14 protein-coding genes are annotated in these 15,991 nt (G+C 71.6%); 10 read left to right on the top strand and 4 right to left on the bottom strand.

The window, feature by feature from the left end; genetic code table 11:
- Positions 1-157 precede the first annotated feature (157 nt).
- The 7 genes from ACH4D3_RS15715 (at position 158) to rarD (ending at position 9,340) form a co-directional block, all read left to right on the top strand.
- Complete coding sequence (locus ACH4D3_RS15715) at positions 158-1,384, top strand: sensor histidine kinase (protein ID WP_398322052.1); 1,227 nt, start codon at positions 158-160, stop codon at positions 1,382-1,384.
- 113 nt (positions 1,385-1,497) lie between these two features.
- Complete coding sequence (locus ACH4D3_RS15710) at positions 1,498-2,865, top strand: sensor histidine kinase (RefSeq protein WP_398322049.1); 1,368 nt, start codon at positions 1,498-1,500, stop codon at positions 2,863-2,865.
- Between the two features lie 322 nt (positions 2,866-3,187).
- The gene (locus ACH4D3_RS15705) at positions 3,188-3,847 is read left to right on the top strand and encodes a response regulator transcription factor (RefSeq protein ID WP_275898184.1); all 660 of its coding nucleotides are present in this window, start codon (positions 3,188-3,190) and stop codon (positions 3,845-3,847) included.
- A gap of 281 nt (positions 3,848-4,128) precedes the next feature.
- On the top strand, positions 4,129-6,066 hold the full coding sequence (locus ACH4D3_RS15700) for a 2-oxoacid:acceptor oxidoreductase subunit alpha (RefSeq protein WP_398322046.1): 1,938 nt from the start codon (positions 4,129-4,131) through the stop codon (positions 6,064-6,066).
- The gene (locus ACH4D3_RS15695) at positions 6,059-7,117 is read left to right on the top strand and encodes a 2-oxoacid:ferredoxin oxidoreductase subunit beta (protein ID WP_398322043.1); all 1,059 of its coding nucleotides are present in this window, start codon (positions 6,059-6,061) and stop codon (positions 7,115-7,117) included. The genes ACH4D3_RS15700 and ACH4D3_RS15695 overlap by 8 nt, the downstream gene beginning before the upstream one ends.
- Positions 7,118-7,295: 178 nt before the next feature.
- Positions 7,296-8,150: an SDR family oxidoreductase gene (locus tag ACH4D3_RS15690; protein ID WP_398322040.1), complete on the top strand. Its 855-nt coding sequence runs from the start codon at positions 7,296-7,298 to the stop codon at positions 8,148-8,150.
- 170 nt (positions 8,151-8,320) lie between these two features.
- Positions 8,321-9,340, top strand: a complete 1,020-nt coding sequence (gene rarD / locus ACH4D3_RS15685; protein WP_398322037.1) for an EamA family transporter RarD — start codon at positions 8,321-8,323, stop codon at positions 9,338-9,340.
- A 23-nt stretch (positions 9,341-9,363) separates the two neighbouring features.
- Here rarD and ACH4D3_RS15680 read toward each other — a convergent pair whose 3' ends face one another.
- Positions 9,364-10,044 carry a CGNR zinc finger domain-containing protein gene (locus ACH4D3_RS15680; RefSeq protein WP_398322034.1) on the bottom strand — a complete coding sequence of 227 codons (681 nt, stop codon included), beginning with the start codon at positions 10,042-10,044 and terminating at the stop codon, positions 9,364-9,366.
- A gap of 21 nt (positions 10,045-10,065) precedes the next feature.
- Between ACH4D3_RS15680 and ACH4D3_RS15675 the strand changes: the two genes are divergently transcribed.
- Together ACH4D3_RS15675 and ACH4D3_RS15670 are read left to right on the top strand one after the other, a co-directional pair.
- Positions 10,066-10,536, top strand: coding sequence for a VOC family protein (locus ACH4D3_RS15675; protein ID WP_398322031.1), 471 nt, complete (start codon positions 10,066-10,068; stop codon positions 10,534-10,536).
- Positions 10,537-10,723: 187 nt separating this feature from the next.
- Positions 10,724-11,698: a M28 family metallopeptidase gene (locus tag ACH4D3_RS15670; protein WP_398322028.1), complete on the top strand. Its 975-nt coding sequence runs from the start codon at positions 10,724-10,726 to the stop codon at positions 11,696-11,698.
- Positions 11,699-11,751: 53 nt separating this feature from the next.
- On the opposite strand, the gene ACH4D3_RS15665 is transcribed toward ACH4D3_RS15670, so the two are convergent.
- The gene (locus ACH4D3_RS15665; RefSeq protein WP_398322025.1) at positions 11,752-13,191 is read right to left on the bottom strand and encodes a tetratricopeptide repeat protein; all 1,440 of its coding nucleotides are present in this window, start codon (positions 13,189-13,191) and stop codon (positions 11,752-11,754) included.
- A 248-nt stretch (positions 13,192-13,439) separates the two neighbouring features.
- On the opposite strand from ACH4D3_RS15665, the gene ACH4D3_RS15660 reads away from it, so the two are divergent.
- Positions 13,440-14,042, top strand: a complete 603-nt coding sequence (locus ACH4D3_RS15660) for a flavodoxin family protein (protein WP_398322022.1) — start codon at positions 13,440-13,442, stop codon at positions 14,040-14,042.
- A gap of 11 nt (positions 14,043-14,053) precedes the next feature.
- Here the strand turns inward: ACH4D3_RS15660 and ACH4D3_RS15655 are convergent, their stop codons facing one another.
- Both ACH4D3_RS15655 and ACH4D3_RS15650 read right to left on the bottom strand, forming a co-directional pair.
- Positions 14,054-14,998: an ABC transporter permease gene (locus tag ACH4D3_RS15655; RefSeq protein ID WP_398322019.1), complete on the bottom strand. Its 945-nt coding sequence runs from the start codon at positions 14,996-14,998 to the stop codon at positions 14,054-14,056.
- Positions 14,985-15,968, bottom strand: coding sequence for an ABC transporter ATP-binding protein (locus ACH4D3_RS15650; RefSeq protein ID WP_398322016.1), 984 nt, complete (start codon positions 15,966-15,968; stop codon positions 14,985-14,987). The genes ACH4D3_RS15655 and ACH4D3_RS15650 overlap by 14 nt, the downstream gene beginning before the upstream one ends.
- Positions 15,969-15,991: the final 23 nt, after the last annotated feature.

The raw sequence follows: 15,991 nt of genomic DNA, 5'->3' as shown, positions 1-15,991 counted from the left end.
TGCTGTTCGACGATCCGTACGCACGGGAGTCTAGAGCCTGATAAAGAGACGGTAAGCAGCCCGTCGCCCCTCGAGACGCGGGGGTGGGGTTTTCCTCAGTGCATCCCGGCGGTCCACCTCATGGCGCGGCGCCGCGCCGCACGGCACGCTGACGTGTATGACCGAACGCCTCTCGACATCCAGCCTCGCCGGGACCACCGGCGCAGCGGCCGGCGACCGCCTGCCGCCGGCCCGTTTCGTCTACGACCGGCACACCTGGAAAGAGATCGCCCACCTGCTGGCGAATTTCCCGGCGGCGCTGATCGGCTTCACCTACGTGGTGACGATGCTGTTCGTCGGCATCGGACTGACGGTCACGGTGATCGGGCTCCCGCTGCTGGCGGCCGGCCTGCTGGGCGCGCGGCAGCTGGGCAAGCTGGAGCGGGCGCGGGCCCGGGCGCTGCTCGGGGTGCGGGTGGACGAGCCGAGCCCGCTGCCGTTGCGGAGCGGGCGCGGCTTCTTCGCACAGTTGTGGATGTCCTTGAAGGACCCGGTGGGCTGGCGCACGGTCCTGTACGAGTTCATCCGGTTCCCCTGGAGCGCCGCCACGTTCATCGTCACCCTGACGTCGTTGTTCGTGCTGTGGCCCGTGCTGCCGTTCATCGCGCGGGGCCTGGCCAACGCCGACCGGGCAATGGTGCGGGCGCTGCTGTCCCCGTCCGACGAGCTGGAGCGGCGGATCGCCGAGCTGGAGTCGGACCGCGGGGTCGTGGTCGACACGGCCGCCGCCGACCTGCGGCGCATCGAGCGCGACCTGCACGACGGGGCACAGGCCCGCCTGGTCAACCTCGCCATGGGTCTCGGCCTGGCCAAGGAGAAGCTCCTGGAGGACCCCGACGCGGCGGCGGCCATGGTCGACGAGGCGCACGGCGAGGTGAAGCTGGCCCTGCAGGAGCTGCGGGATCTCGCTCGCGGCATCCATCCGGCCGTCCTGACCGACCGCGGCCTGGACGCGGCGCTCTCCTCGGTCGCCTCCCGCTGCACCGTGCCGGTCAAGGTGACCGCCGACCTGGCGGAACGCCCCGCGGCCGCCATCGAGGGCATCGCCTACTTCACCGTCTCGGAGCTGCTCCAGAACGTCAGCAAGCACAGTGGGGCGAGTTCGGCCTCCGTGGAGGTGTGGCGGTCGTCCGACCGGCTGCTCATACAGGTGGAGGACAACGGCCGCGGCGGCGCGCGCCTCGACGGTGGTACGGGGATGAAGGGCCTCGCCGACCGGTTGTCCGCCGTCGACGGTCTCTTCGTCGTCCATTCGCCGGAGGGTGGCCCGACCACGATCACGGCCGAGCTGCCCTGGCGGGACCGTATGGAAGCCAACGCGGCCGGCTCGCGCCCCAGGGGGTAGGGAAAACCCCACTCCGCAGACGCCGACGGGCTCCATGGGCCGTGGCGCCGCGGTCGAGGAGGGTGGAGTTACGACAGCACAGCCGTAGCGCGACGAGGAGAGGGACGGCACCGATGGCCACGGAATACGGACAGGGTTACGGGCTCGGGAGCGGGTCCGGCTTCCCCGGGCACACCGGTGAGCGGCGCCACCGGCTGCCGGCGGGGCTGCGGGCACCGTTCGAGGCGCGCAGCTGGCGGGAGTTCGGCTATGTCCTGGTGGGCCTGCCGGTCGGCATCCTGCTCTTCACGTACGCCGTGACCATGGTGTCGCTGGGGGCGGGCCTGCTGGTGACGTTCCTGGGGGTGCCGGTGCTGGCGGCCGCCCTCGCCGGGTGCAGGGGCTTCGGGGCGATGGAGCGGGCGCGGGCCCGTGCCCTGCTGGGCCTGCGGGTCTCCGAGCCGGAGCCGCTGCGGCTGAAGAAGCAGGGCGCGATGGGCTGGATGGGCGCCGTGCTCAAGAGCGGCGCCTCCTGGCGGAGCCTGCTGTACGCGGTGCTGCAGTTCCCGTGGTCGGTGTTCTCGTTCGTCGTCGCCGTGAACGTCTGGGCGTTCGGGTGGGCGATGCTGACGTACCCGCTGTGGTTCTGGGTGTTCCCGGTGTACGCGGGCCAGGACGGGCTCCAGCTGTACGGCGACGAGACGCACCGGGTCTACCTGGACAACCCCTTCGAGATCGCCGTGACCGCGCTGGTCGGTCTGTTGTTCACGCTGGCGACGCCGTGGCTGGTGCGGGCGCTGACGACGGTGGACCGGCTCATGGTGCACGGGCTGCTCGGACCGTCCCGGCTGGCGACGCGGGTCGTGGAGCTGGAGTCGGACCGGGGGGTCGTGGTCGACACGGCCGCCGCCGACCTGCGGCGCATCGAGCGCGACCTGCACGACGGGGCACAGGCCCGCCTGGTCAACCTCGCCATGGACCTGGGCCTGGCCAAGGAGAAGCTGAAGGAGGACCCCCGGGCCGCGGCCGTCATGGTGGACGAGGCGCACGGTGAAGTGAAGACGGCGCTCCAGGAGCTGCGGGACCTGGCCCGGGGCATCCATCCCGCGGTCCTGACCGACCGCGGTCTGGACGCGGCGCTCTCCTCGGTCGCCTCGCGCTGCACCGTGCCGGTGCGGGTGGAGGTCGACCTGGCGGAGCGGCCGGCCTCGGCGATCGAGGGCATCGCCTACTTCACCGTCTCGGAGCTGCTCCAGAACATCAGCAAGCACGCGCGGGCCACGTCGGCCGCCGTGGAGGTCTGGCGGGTGGAGAACCGGCTGATGCTCCAGGTCGTGGACAACGGCGTGGGCGGCGCCGACGCGTCGGCCGGGTCCGGGCTGGCCGGTCTGGCGGAGCGGCTGGACGCGGTGGACGGGATCCTCGTGGTGGACTCGCCGGCCGGAGGCCCGACACGGATCACGGCGGAGCTGCCCTGGCGGAACGAGCCGGTCACCGGCTGACCGGCACAGCGGCGGCGGCCCGGCGCCGTGCCGGGGAACGGGCCGTCGAGAACCGGCCGTCGAGTGGCCGAACCCGGACTGCAGCCGGACCGACAGCCGGACGACTGCCGACGGACTGCTGGACGGGCTGCCGGACGACTGCCGGACCGATAACGGGATCGATACCCGGGACTTCTCGCTCTCTTCCCGTTGCCCTGGGGCATCCGGCCTCCGAAGCTGGGATGCTGGACCTGTCGCACGGACGGTTCGTGTACGCGGCGCGTGCCGCGCGGGCCGTGAGGTGCACGGGGCTGTGGGGGGACCGAGGATCGTGGAGGACAGGGTGCGGGTGGTCATCGCCGAGGATTCAGTGCTGCTCCGAGAGGGGCTGACCCGGTTGCTGACCGACCGCGGGCACGAGGTCGTGGCCGGTGTCGGCGACGGTGAGGCACTGGTCAAGACCATCACCGAGCTGGACGCGCAGGGCGAGCTGCCGGACGTCGTGGTGGCGGACGTACGGATGCCGCCCACGCACACCGACGAGGGGGTGCGGGCCTCGGTACGGCTGCGCAAGGCGCATCCCGGTCTCGGCGTGCTGGTGCTGTCCCAGTACGTGGAGGAGCGCTACGCGACGGAGTTGCTGGCCGGTTCCAGTCGGGGCGTGGGCTATCTGCTCAAGGACCGGGTGGCCGAGGTGCGGGAGTTCGTGGACGCGGTGGTGCGGGTGGCGCAGGGCGGTACGGCGCTGGACCCGGAGGTGGTCGCGCAGCTGCTCGGACGCAGCCGCAAGCAGGACGTCCTCGCCGGGCTCACCCCGCGTGAGCGGGAGGTGCTGGGGCTCATGGCCGAGGGACGGACGAACTCGGCGATCGCCCGGCAGCTCGTCGTGAGCGACGGGGCCGTCGAGAAGCACGTCAGCAACATCTTCATGAAGCTGGGGCTGTCCCCCAGCGACGGCGATCACCGCAGGGTGCTCGCGGTGCTGACCTATCTCAATTCCTGACATCGGCGGCCCACGCCTCGGAAACACCGGCCCGTAACACCGGCCCGTCCGGCGAGGCGAACGCTCATCCGGACGAATGAGAAACCGGAGGACGGGCGGCGTGCGTCCTCACCGGTGCCGGGCGGGAAAACCTTGGGATTCCCGGGCTGTGGGCCATCTCGAAGTCGGGTCCATCATGCGAATGTCCACCGGAAGTCATGACGCACGGACGTAGGGTTGATCCTGGGACGGTCGGTGGGAGACCAGTCCCCGGACAGCCGTCCCGAGGGAGGTCCAGTTAAGTGACCAGCCAGGTCAGCAGCCCAGCGGAGCAGGCCGACGGAACCGACGAGACCGTCGTGGGAGCACAGCGCAAACCGGTGGCGGCGAAGGACGTCCGCCGACTGGACCGGGTGATCATCAGGTTCGCGGGGGACTCCGGCGACGGGATGCAGCTCACCGGCGACCGTTTCACCTCGGAAACGGCGTCGTTCGGCAATGACCTGTCGACGCTGCCGAACTTCCCGGCCGAGATCCGGGCACCCGCCGGCACCCTGCCGGGCGTCTCGTCCTTCCAGCTGCACTTCGCCGACCACGACATCCTCACCCCGGGCGATGCCCCCAACGTGCTGGTGGCGATGAACCCGGCCGCGTTGAAGGCGAACGTGGGCGACCTGCCGCGCGGCGCGGAGATCATCGTCAACACGGACGAGTTCACCAGGCGGGCGATGCAGAAGGTCGGCTACGACACCTCTCCGCTGGAGGACGGTTCCCTCGACGGCTACCACCTGCATCCGGTGCCGTTGACCACGCTGACCGTCCAGGCGCTGGGCGAGTTCGACCTCAGCCGCAAGGAGGCCGAGCGCAGCAAGAACATGTTCGCGCTCGGACTGCTGTCGTGGATGTATCACCGGCCCACGGAGGGCACGGAGAAGTTCCTGAAGTCGAAGTTCGCGAAGCGGCCGGAGATTGCCGCGGCGAACATCGCGGCCTACCGGGCGGGCTGGAATTTCGGTGAGACCACCGAGGACTTCGCGGTCTCCTACGAGGTGGCGCCGGCGGCGACGGCGTTCCCGCCCGGCACCTACCGCAACATTTCCGGGAACCTGGCCCTGGCCTACGGTCTGATCGCCGCGTCCCGGCAGGCGGACCTGCCGCTCTTCCTGGGCTCGTACCCGATCACCCCGGCGTCCGACATCCTGCACGAGCTGAGCCGCCACAAGAACTTCGGTGTGCGCACTTTCCAGGCGGAGGACGAGATCGCCGGGATCGGCGCGGCGCTGGGTGCGGCCTTCGGCGGTTCGCTGGCGGTGACGACGACGAGCGGTCCGGGGGTGGCGCTGAAGTCGGAGACGATCGGGCTCGCGGTGAGTCTGGAGCTGCCGCTGGTGGTGGTGGACATCCAGCGTGGTGGCCCCTCCACCGGTCTGCCGACCAAGACGGAGCAGGCCGACCTGCTGCAGGCGATGTACGGGCGCAACGGCGAGGCACCGGTCCCGGTCCTCGCCCCGTGCACTGCGGCCGACTGCTTCGACGCCGCCCTGGAGGCCGCCCGCATCGCGCTGACGTACCGCACTCCGGTCTTCCTGCTCTCCGACGGCTATCTCGCCAACGGCTCCGAACCGTGGCGGATTCCCGAGCCGGACGAACTGCCGGACCTGACGGTGCGCTTCGCGCAGGGCCCCAACCACACCCTGGACGACGGCAGTGAGGTGTTCTGGCCCTACAAGCGGGACCCGCAGACCCTGGCCCGCCCCTGGGCGGTGCCGGGCACACCGGGCCTGGAGCACCGGATCGGCGGCATCGAGAAGCAGGACGGCACCGGGAACATCTCCTACGACCCGGCCAACCACGACTTCATGGTCCGCACCCGGCAGGCCAAGATCGACGGTATCGACGTCCCCGACCTGGAGGTCGACGACCCGGACGGCGCGCGGACGCTGGTTGTGGGCTGGGGCTCGACGTACGGGCCCATCACCGCCGCCGTGCGTCGGCTGCGCGGTGCCGGGGAACAGATCGCCCAGGCCCACCTGCGCCACCTCAACCCCTTCCCGCCCAACCTGGGCGCGGTGCTGAAGCGGTACGACAAGGTGGTGGTCCCGGAGATGAACCTCGGTCAGCTCGCCAGCCTGATCCGGGCGAAGTACCTGGTCGACGCCCAGTCGTACAACCAGGTCAACGGCATGCCGTTCAAGGCGGAACAGCTCGCCACGGTCCTGAAGGAGGCCATCGATGGCTGACGCCACCGCACTGCTCCCGCTCGTCCCCAAGGCCGAGGGCAAGCAGTCCATGAAGGACTTCAAGTCCGACCAGGAAGTGCGCTGGTGTCCCGGCTGCGGCGACTACGCGATCCTCGCCGCCGTGCAGGGCTTCATGCCCCAGCTCGGACTGGCGAAGGAGAACATCGTCTTCGTCTCCGGCATCGGCTGCTCCTCCCGCTTCCCGTACTACATGAACACCTACGGGATGCACTCCATCCACGGCCGCGCCCCCGCCATCGCCACCGGCCTCGCCTCCTCCCGGCGCGACCTGTCGGTCTGGGTCGTCACCGGCGACGGCGACGCCCTCTCCATCGGCGGCAACCACCTCATCCACGCGCTGCGCCGCAACGTCAACCTCAAGATCCTGCTGTTCAACAACCGGATCTACGGCCTGACCAAGGGCCAGTACTCGCCCACCTCCGAGGTCGGCAAGATCACCAAGTCGACCCCGATGGGCTCCCTGGACGCGCCCTTCAACCCGGTCTCCCTCGCCCTCGGCGCGGAGGCGACCTTCGTCGCGCGGACCGTCGACTCGGACCGCAAGCACCTCACCGAGGTACTGCGCCAGGCCGCCGAGCACCCGGGCACGGCCCTGATCGAGATCTACCAGAACTGCAACATCTTCAACGACGGCGCCTTCGACGCCCTCAAGGACAAGCAGCAGGCCGAGGAAGCGGTGATCCGCCTGGAACACGGGCAGCCGATCCGCTTCGGCACCGACAACGCCAAGGGCGTCGTACGGGATCCGCGCACCGGTGATCTGGAGATCGTCACCGTCACCGCGGACAACGAGGCTCACATCCTGGTCCACGACGCCCACGCCGCGTCCCCGACCACGGCCTTCGCACTCTCCCGCCTCGCCGACCCGGACACGCTGCACCACACCCCGATCGGCGTCCTGCGCTCGGTCGAGCGGCCGGTCTACGACACCCTCATGTCCGAGCAGCTCGACACCGCCGTCGAGAGAGACGGCAAGGGCGACCTCGCCGCGCTGCTGGCCGGCAACGACACCTGGACGGTCGTCGGCTGACGAGCCAGCCGCCTCACGGCACACCAGAACGGCACACCAGAAGGGCCCGGACGACTTCCGTCCGGGCCCTTCCTGATTACCTACAGGTAAGTACCTTACTTCAAAGTAGGCACTTTCCAATGGTTAGCGCAGCTTCTAGGGTTAGTGACAACGCACCCCCACAAGGAGCACTGAAACCATGAGCATCGTCGTCACCGGAGCCACCGGACGCCTCGGCCGCCACGTCGTGCGGCAGCTGCTGGAGAAGGTGCCGGCCGACCAGGTCACCGCGGTCGTCCGGAACCGCGACAAGGCCGCCGACCTCGCCGGTCTCGGGGTACGGCTCGCGGTCGCCGACTACAACTCCCCCGAGACCTTCGACACCCTGTTCGCGACCGGCGACCGGGTCCTGTTGATCTCCGGCAACGAGTTCGCCAAGGGCCGCGTACGGCAGCACACGGTCGTGATCGAGGCGGCGAAGAAGGCCGGCGTCGCCCTGCTCGCCTACACCAGCGCCCCCAGCAGCCTCACGGCCGCACTCGCCGACGACCACCGCGCCACCGAGGAGGTGCTGGTCGGCTCGGGCGTGCCGTACACGCTGCTGCGCAACGGCTGGTACCACGAGAACTACACCGAGCAGCTCGCCCCGGTCCTGGAGCACGGCGCCGTCGTCCAGGCGGCCGGCGAGGGCCGGATCTCCGCCGCCTCCCGCGCCGACTACGCGGCCGCCGCGGTCGCCGTACTGACCGGCGAGGGCCACGAGAACACCGCGTACGAGCTGGGCGGCGACGAGGCCTGGAGCTTCGCCGAGTACGCCGCCGAGCTGAGCCGGCAGACGGGCAGGGAGATCGCCTACAACCCCGTCTCCGTCGAGGACTACGCCGCCTTCCTCACCCGGGCCGGGGTGCCCGAGCCGATGCCCGGCATCCTCGCGGGCGTGGAGGCCGGCATCGAGAAGGGCGAGCTGGTCGTCTCCACCGGTGACCTGTCCCGGCTGGCCGGCCGCCCGACGACACCGCTCGCCGAGGCCGTCGCCGTCGCGCTCAAGGGCTGACCTCCACCCTCCCCGGACCCCGGCCTCGCCCTGCCCCACCCCGCCTCGCCTCGCCCCGCCTGTCATGACCGTATTCCGATACGGGCATGACACGCGGCCGGGTGCGGCGCTACCTTCGTCCTGGCATGCCTCCCCGTCCCCGGCATGCCGTGTGCGAGAAGGAGGTGCCCGTGGCCGGGTCGTCCAGGAGTGATCAGCGAGTAGGCCTGCTGAACGGCTTCGCGGCGTACGGGATGTGGGGGCTCGTCCCGCTGTTCTGGCCGCTGCTCAAGCCCGCCGGGGCCGGGGAGATCCTCGCCCACCGGATGGTGTGGTCGCTCGCCTTCGTCGCCGTCGCCCTGCTCTTCGTACGGCGCTGGGCCTGGGCCGGTGAGCTGCTGCGACAGCCGCGCAGGCTCGCCCTGGTCACGGTGGCCGCCGCGGTCATCACCGTCAACTGGGGTGTCTACATCTGGGCCGTGAACAGCGGCCATGTCGTCGAGGCCTCGCTCGGGTACTTCATCAACCCGCTGGTCACCATCGCCATGGGTGTGCTGCTGCTCAAGGAGCGGCTGCGGCCCGCGCAGTGGGCGGCGGTCGGCACCGGCTTCGCGGCCGTGCTCGTGCTCGCCGTCGGCTACGGCCAGCCGCCGTGGATCTCGCTCTGCCTCGCCTTCTCCTTCGCCACGTACGGCCTCGTGAAGAAGAAGGTCAACCTCGGTGGTGTCGAGTCGCTGGCCGCCGAGACGGCGATCCAGTTCCTGCCGGCGCTCGGCTACCTGCTGTGGCTGGGCGCGCAGGGCGAGTCGACCTTCACCACGGAGGGCGCCGGACACTCTGCCCTGCTCGCCGCGACCGGCGTCGTCACGGCGATCCCGCTGGTCTGCTTCGGCGCGGCGGCGATCCGCGTTCCGCTGTCCACGCTGGGGCTGCTGCAGTACCTGGCACCGGTCTTCCAGTTCCTGCTCGGCGTCCTCTACTTCGGCGAGGCCATGCCGCCCGAGCGCTGGGCCGGCTTCGGGCTGGTCTGGCTGGCGCTGACGCTGCTCACCTGGGACGCCCTGCGCACGGCCCGCCGGACCGCACGGGCGCTGAGGGAACAACTGGACCGGGCGGGCGCGGGCGTACCGCCGCTCAAGGGTCCCGCCGCCGCGCGGGAGCCGGGGGTCGTGGCCTCCGGGACTCCGGCGGCGGGGGCCGGGAAGCCGTAACGGCCCCTTCGTACGCTCCCGGGTCAGCGCGTGCCGGGTGCCCGCCGGGCGCGGTGCGCGCGGACCTTCTCCCGGTTTCCGCAGTGCTCCATCGCGCACCAGCGGCGGCGACCGGGCCGTGAGGTGTCGACGAACAGCAGGAAGCAGTTGTGGGCACCGCACTCACGGATGCGGTCCGCGTACGGGCCGGTGAACAGCTCGATCGCGTCGCGCGCGACCGTCGACAGCAGGCGGGACCCCGTGGCGCCCGGCGCCCAGCCGCGCGTGCCGTCCGGTTCGAGGCGGGTGACGAGCGGGGGTTCGGCCGCGGCGGCGTTGACGGCCTCCAGCTGGTCTCGCCGCAGCGGCCGTCCGTGGGCGCGGTCGGCGGCGAGGAGGAAGAGGGCGTCGCGCAGGGCCCTGGTCCGCGCCACGTCCGCCCGGTCCACGGACAGGTCCAGCCCGTCCGCCAGCCGGCTGCGCCCGGCCCAGCTCATCAGGTCGGCGGGCTCGTGCAGCACCTCCCAGCGCGCGAAGGCGCCCGGCCCTCCCGTCGTCAGCAGTTCGAGGCAGAGCGCACCCGGGTCGAAGCGGTACGACCTGCCCTCGTGCGACACCAGTGTCAGCCCGGGGGGACGGTCCGCGGCCGCCTTCGACCGTCGCGGAGATTTCGGCGGTTCCGGCGGTTCGGGCGGTTCCGGCGCTTCCTCTACCCGCTCGCTCATGCAACCAGTATAAGTGGTTACATGACATCGACCTCAAGGCCCGCTCCCCTGCACATCAAGATCGTCATCGACGCCGCCGCCCCGCACGCGCAGGCGGACTTCTGGGCCTCGGCCCTCCACTACGAGGTGGAGGACAACAGCGCGCTCATCGAGAAACTGCTGGGCTTCGGGGCGGTGCCGGCGGAGCTGACCGTCGAGTCCCACGGGCGCCGCGCCTGGCGGGATCTGGCCGCCGTGCGCCACCCGGACGACCCCTTCCAGGAGGAGAGCGGCACCGGGCTGGGACGCCGACTGCTGTTCCAGCGCGTACCGGAGGCCAAGACCGTCAAGAACCGGGTCCACCTCGACGTGCACGCGCCGGACGGCGGGCGCGAGGAGGAGGTCGCCCGGCTCCGGGCGCTGGGAGCGAGCGTGCAGCGGCAGGTGAAGGAGCCGGGCGGGGAGTGGGTGGTGATGACGGACCCCGAGGGGAACGAGTTCTGCGTTCACTAGGACCGACAGGGCGGGCCAAACCCGGGGCCTGACGTGCCAGGGCGCGACCAGGGGGCTTCCGTTATGTGTGATGCCGTGGCCGGATAGCGGTCTTGACGGGCGGTCAGTCACGCCCGCACCATCCAGGCACCCCATTCACTGCGGGGTCCCCTCCCCAGGGACCTCCTAGGACTTCGGAGCCCCCCACATGAAGCTCCTCCATTCCGGGCGCGCGCTGACGGCCGGAGCCGTCGCCGCCGCCACGCTGATGGCCGGCGGTTCCGCCGCCGGTGCGGCGTCCGCGCCCGAACACCCCGCCGCCCCCACCGGCGCTACCACTGCCGCTGCCGCGCCCGACATACCTATAGCCAACGTCAAGGCTCATCTGACGCAGCTGCAGTCGATCGCCACGGCGAACGGCGGCAACCGCGCTCACGGCCGCGCCGGCTACCAGGCCTCCCTCGACTACGTGAAGGCCAAGCTGGACGCCGCCGGTTTCACCACCCGCGTCCAGCAGTTCAGCGCCTCGGGCCGCACCGGGTACAACCTGACAGCCGACTGGCCCGGCGGCGACGCCGATCAGATTGTCATGGCCGGGTCACATCTGGACAGTGTGGCCTCCGGGCCCGGCATCAACGACAACGGCTCCGGCTCCTCGGCCGTCCTGGAGACCGCCCTCGCCGTCGCCCGGTCCGGCTACCAGCCGGCAAAGCACCTGCGCTTCGCCTGGTGGGGCGCGGAGGAGCTGGGACTCGTCGGCTCCCGCCACTACGTCAACAGCCTCGGCTCCGCGGAACGCGCGAAGATCAGCGGCTACTTGAACTTCGACATGATCGGCTCGCCCAACCCCGGATACTTCGTCTACGACGACGATCCCACGATCGAGAAGACGTTCAAGGACTACTTCTCCGGTATCGGGATCTCCACGGAGATCGAGACCGAGGGCGACGGACGGTCCGACCACGCACCCTTCAAGAACGCGGGCGTCCCCGTGGGCGGCCTCTTCAGCGGCGCGGACTACCGCAAGACGTCCGCGCAGGCGGCCAAGTGGGGTGGCACCGTGGGCCAGCCCTTCGACCGCTGCTACCACTCGTCCTGCGACACGACCGCCAACATCGACGACACGGCCCTGGACCGCAACAGCGACGCCATCGCCTACGCGGTCTGGGAACTGTCGCAGTAGGCGTGTCGCAGTAGGGCGAGCGTCCCCGCGCGGACACCGACCGGCCGACGACGTCAGCCGGCCTGGGCGCGGGCGCGTTCGGCGAGGCGGCCCATGCGGGTGCGGGCGGACTCCAGTTGCTCGGCGTCCTCGGCGGCCGGGCCGTCCTCGGCGGCGAGTTCGGACCACAGGCCGACCAGGTCGTTCCCCAGTTCCAGGCCCCGTGCGGGGTCGCGTACGGCACGCCAGGCGGTGGCGGCGCTCTGGACGTTGCCGTACGCGGCCTCGGCGTCGCCCGAGCGCCGGTGTATCCGGGCCAGGTCGAGGGAGAGCTGGAAGGCACGGCCCGGGTCGCCGGACAAGTAGGCGATGTACGCGGTGAGTTCACGGAGCCGGAGCACCTCCGCGTGCTCCGGCCCGAGCGTGTCCGAGGCCTCCGTCAGCGTCTGCTCGGCGAGCCGCGCCGCGGCCTCCGTACGTCCCTCCTTGACGGCCTCATTGATACGGGCCGTCGGCTCCGCGAGCAGGGCCGGGGTGGTGGCGTCGCCGGGAACGGTGAGCGGCGCGTCCCCGAGCACGGCCTCGGCCACGGCGTCGAAGCCGCGGGCCGGGGTGGGCTTGGGATCGGGGTCGGAATACGGGTCGGGGACCGACTTGGGAGCGGGGGCGGGGGCGGGCGTGGCGGCGGGAGCGGGCGCGGCTTCCGGCTCAGGCATCGACTCAGGAGTCGACCCGGGAACCGGCTCATGAACCGGCCCAGGAACCGGCTCGGGTGCCGAGGTCGGCTCCGGTACGGCGAAGGGGCCGAACGCCGGTCGCGGCGCCGCGTCTCGCGCGGCACCGGCCGTGGACGCACCGTCCATGCGGGGCGGCGGCCCGAACGCACCCGTCGGCGGCGCCACCGTGCCGGGCGGCGTCGCCCGGGCCGGCTCCGGCAGGGCGCGCAGCGTGAAGGTCGGCGCGGAGGCGCTGCCGGACCGCTCCCGCTCCGTCCCGGGCACCGCCGGCAGCGGGAACGTCGGCATGCCGTCCCGGGCCGGTGCCACCGCGCGCAGGACGTGCGTGGGCCCGTCGTGCCGTGCGGGCGCCTCGACGGGGGACTCGGCGGGGGACTCGTCGGGGGATTCGACGGGGGACTCGGCAGGGGATTCGACGGTGGACTTCACGGCAGCCTCCTCGTGCGCCCCCTCCGGTGCCGTCGGCACCGGGTCCGCGGCGAGGTGGCTCGAGCCGTCCGGGTCGACCCGGAGGGGGACGGAGTAGCCGATGCGCCGGTCGTGGATCGTGGCGAGGACGGGACGGCCGGCGGCGAGGGCGAGGCGGTGGAGGCGGTTCAGGACGGCGTTCTGGATCTCCTCGCCGGGGGCCGCGACGACCCGCGAACCGTCGACCGAGGCACCGCGTGCGCCCCGGTCGCCGTCCGGCACGTGGACGTCGATCGGCGTCGTCGCGGGACCGGGCGAGCCCTCGGCGCGCTCGTGTTCCCGCTGCTTGTCGCGGCCGAGTCGAGACATCGTTCCCCCACTCATCGGCGGCTTCCGTCGGCGGTTTCCGTTCCCTGCCGTCCAGAGCCTGTCATGCCTGTCGTGCACCTGCTTCGAGTCTCTCCGCTCGCTCCCGATTCTCACGTCACCGGGGTGTCACAGGCTCGTTCCAGGAGGTCACGCCGCGCGATGACCGCTCCCCCATGGACAGGCAGATGCGCATGCATATAATGCATGCGCAGGTTACCGTCTGTCGCCGATCGACCCTGGGGGTCCTCATGACGCGCCGCTTCCTCTTCCTGCCGGGCAGTACCCGCCCCGACGGCAACACCGAGCTGCTCGCCCGTCGCGCCGCAGACCAACTGCCCGCGGACGTCGAGCAGCGCTGGATCGACCTCGCCCGGCACCCCCTGCCGGAGTTCGAGGACCTGCGGCACGACAGCGACCACACGCGCCCCACGGAGGGCAACGCGCGCCTGCTGCTCGACGCCACCCTCGCCGCCACGGACATCGTGATCGCCTCGCCGCTGTACTGGTACACGCTGTCCACACCGGTCAAGCGCTACCTCGACCACTGGTCCGGCTGGCTGCGCACCCCCGGCCTCGACTTCAAGGCGACCCTGGCCGGCCGCACCCTGTGGGGCGTCACCGCGCTCGCCCACGAGGAGCGGGAGGTCGCCGACCCGCTGATCGGAGCCCTGAGCAACTCGGCCGCGTACATGGGCATGCGCTTCGGCGGGGTGCTGCTGGGCAACGGCAGCAAGCCCGGTGACGTCCTGCGGGACACGGAGGCGCTGGCCCGCGCCAAGACCTTCTTCGCGCGGGAGGCGCCGTTCGCGCGGTTCCCGTACGAGCAGGCGGGCGCCGTGACGGCGCCATGACCGGGTCCCGACTACGCGGTGATGTCCTTCGTCGTGAACCGGGCCCAGGCCGCCGAGCCGAAGACCGCCGCGTAGAGGGCCTGGAGGCCGAGGTTCTTCACCAGGTCGTCCCAGTAGACCGGTTCACGCATCACGTCGGCGAAGGAGAGCCAGTAGTGCGAGAAGAAGTACGGCTGGAGGGCGTCGAGCTGGGGGATCTGGTCGAGGATCTGGACGGTGATCAGCAGGCCGACCGTGGTGGCCATCGCCGCGATGCCGCTGCCCGTCAGGGTGGAGACGAACAGGCCGAGAGCCGCGATACCGACGAGTGAGGCGGCCACGACCAGGGCGATCAGCAGCGCCCGGCCCAGCCCCTCGGCATAGGTGATCCGGGTCCCGGAGACGGTGATCAGGTCTCCGGCCGGGAACAGCAGCGCGCCGACCGCCAGCGCCGAGACCGCGACCACCAGGGTGGCGGCGAGGCAGAAGGCGATCACCGTCGCGTACTTGGTGAGCAGCAGCCGGGAGCGGCCGGCCGGGGCGACCAGGAGGTAGCGGAGCGTGCCCGCGTTCGACTCGCCCGCGATCGCGTCGCCCGCGACGACGCCGATGGCCATCGGCAGGAAGAACGGGAGGGTCGCGGCCAGCGCGGTGAAGACCAGGAAGAGCCCGTTGTTGCTGATCTGCGAGATGAACGCCGGTCCCTCGCCACCGCCGCCACCGCCACTGAGCGAGGACCCGTCGCTCGTCTCGATCTTCACCGCGATGCCGACCAGGACCGGCACGGTGGCGAGCACGGCCAGCAGGGCGAGGGTGCGCCAGCGCCGGAAGGTGGTCAGCAGTTCACTGCGGAACAGTCCGAGGGACCACAGCGGACTCGGGGTCCGTGCGGCACCTGGGCCCGGGTGCGTACCCGGGCGCTGCGCACCGCCGGCGGACTCCCCCACCGGCTCGTCCCGCACATCAGCCCGCGACATCGAAGCCCTCCCCGGTCAGCGCCACGAACGCGTCCTCCAACGAGGCCCGTTCCACCACGAAGCCGCGGACCCGGACGCGGGCCGCGACCAGCGCCGCGTTCACCTCGGCGAGGTCGCGCTCCGGTGGCTCCGCCGTCACCCGGTCCCCGTCGACGACCACGTCCGCGGCCCCCTGCTCCTTCAGCACCCGGGCGGCGTCGCCCGGGTCCGGCGTGGTCACCACCAGCCGGCCACGTGCCCCGGCCGCCAGGTCGGCGACCGGGCCCTGGGTGATCAGCCGTCCCTGTGCCATCACGGCGGCGTGGGTGCACACCTGCTCGATCTCGTCCAGCAGGTGGGAGGAGAGGAAGACGGTGGTGCCGTCGGAGGCCAGTTCGCGTACGAGGGTGCGGATCTCGCGCATGCCCTGGGGGTCGAGTCCGTTGGTCGGCTCGTCCAGGACGAGCAGTCGGCGCGGCTGGAGCAGCGCCGCGGCGAGACCCAGCCGCTGCTTCATGCCGAGCGAGTACGCCTTCGCCTTCTTGCCGCCGGCGGCCGCGAGGCCCACCCGGTCCAGCGCCGCGGCGACGCGCTCGCGCCGGGTGCGCGGGTCGGCGGTCGGGTCGGCGGCGTCGTAGCGCAGCAGGTTGTCGCGCCCGGAGAGGAAGCCGTACAGGGCCGGGCCCTCGATGAGGGCGCCGACCCGGGGCAGTACGGTGCGGGCCGCGCGCGGCATGGGCCGGCCGAGGACCCGGGCGCTGCCCGAGGTGGGTTCGATCAGCCCCATCAGCATGCGGATGGAGGTGGTCTTGCCGGAGCCGTTGGGCCCGAGGAAGCCGAAGACACTGCCCGCCGGGACGGTCAGGTCCAGACCGTCGACGGCGAGTTGTCCGCCGCGGTAGCGCTTGGTGAGCGCGCGGGTGGCGATGACGGCGTCATCCGCGATCTCCTGGTCCGGGCGCTCCGGCTCCGTGGCGGACGCTTCGGCCATCGGCTCCCTCTTCTCGTCCTCTT

The organism is Streptomyces sp. NPDC018026 (assembly GCF_044327745.1).
GTDB lineage: Bacteria > Actinomycetota > Actinomycetes > Streptomycetales > Streptomycetaceae > Streptomyces > Streptomyces rubrogriseus.
Note: the sequence above shows the minus strand (reverse complement) of the source record. Positions and strands in the feature narration are given on the sequence as shown.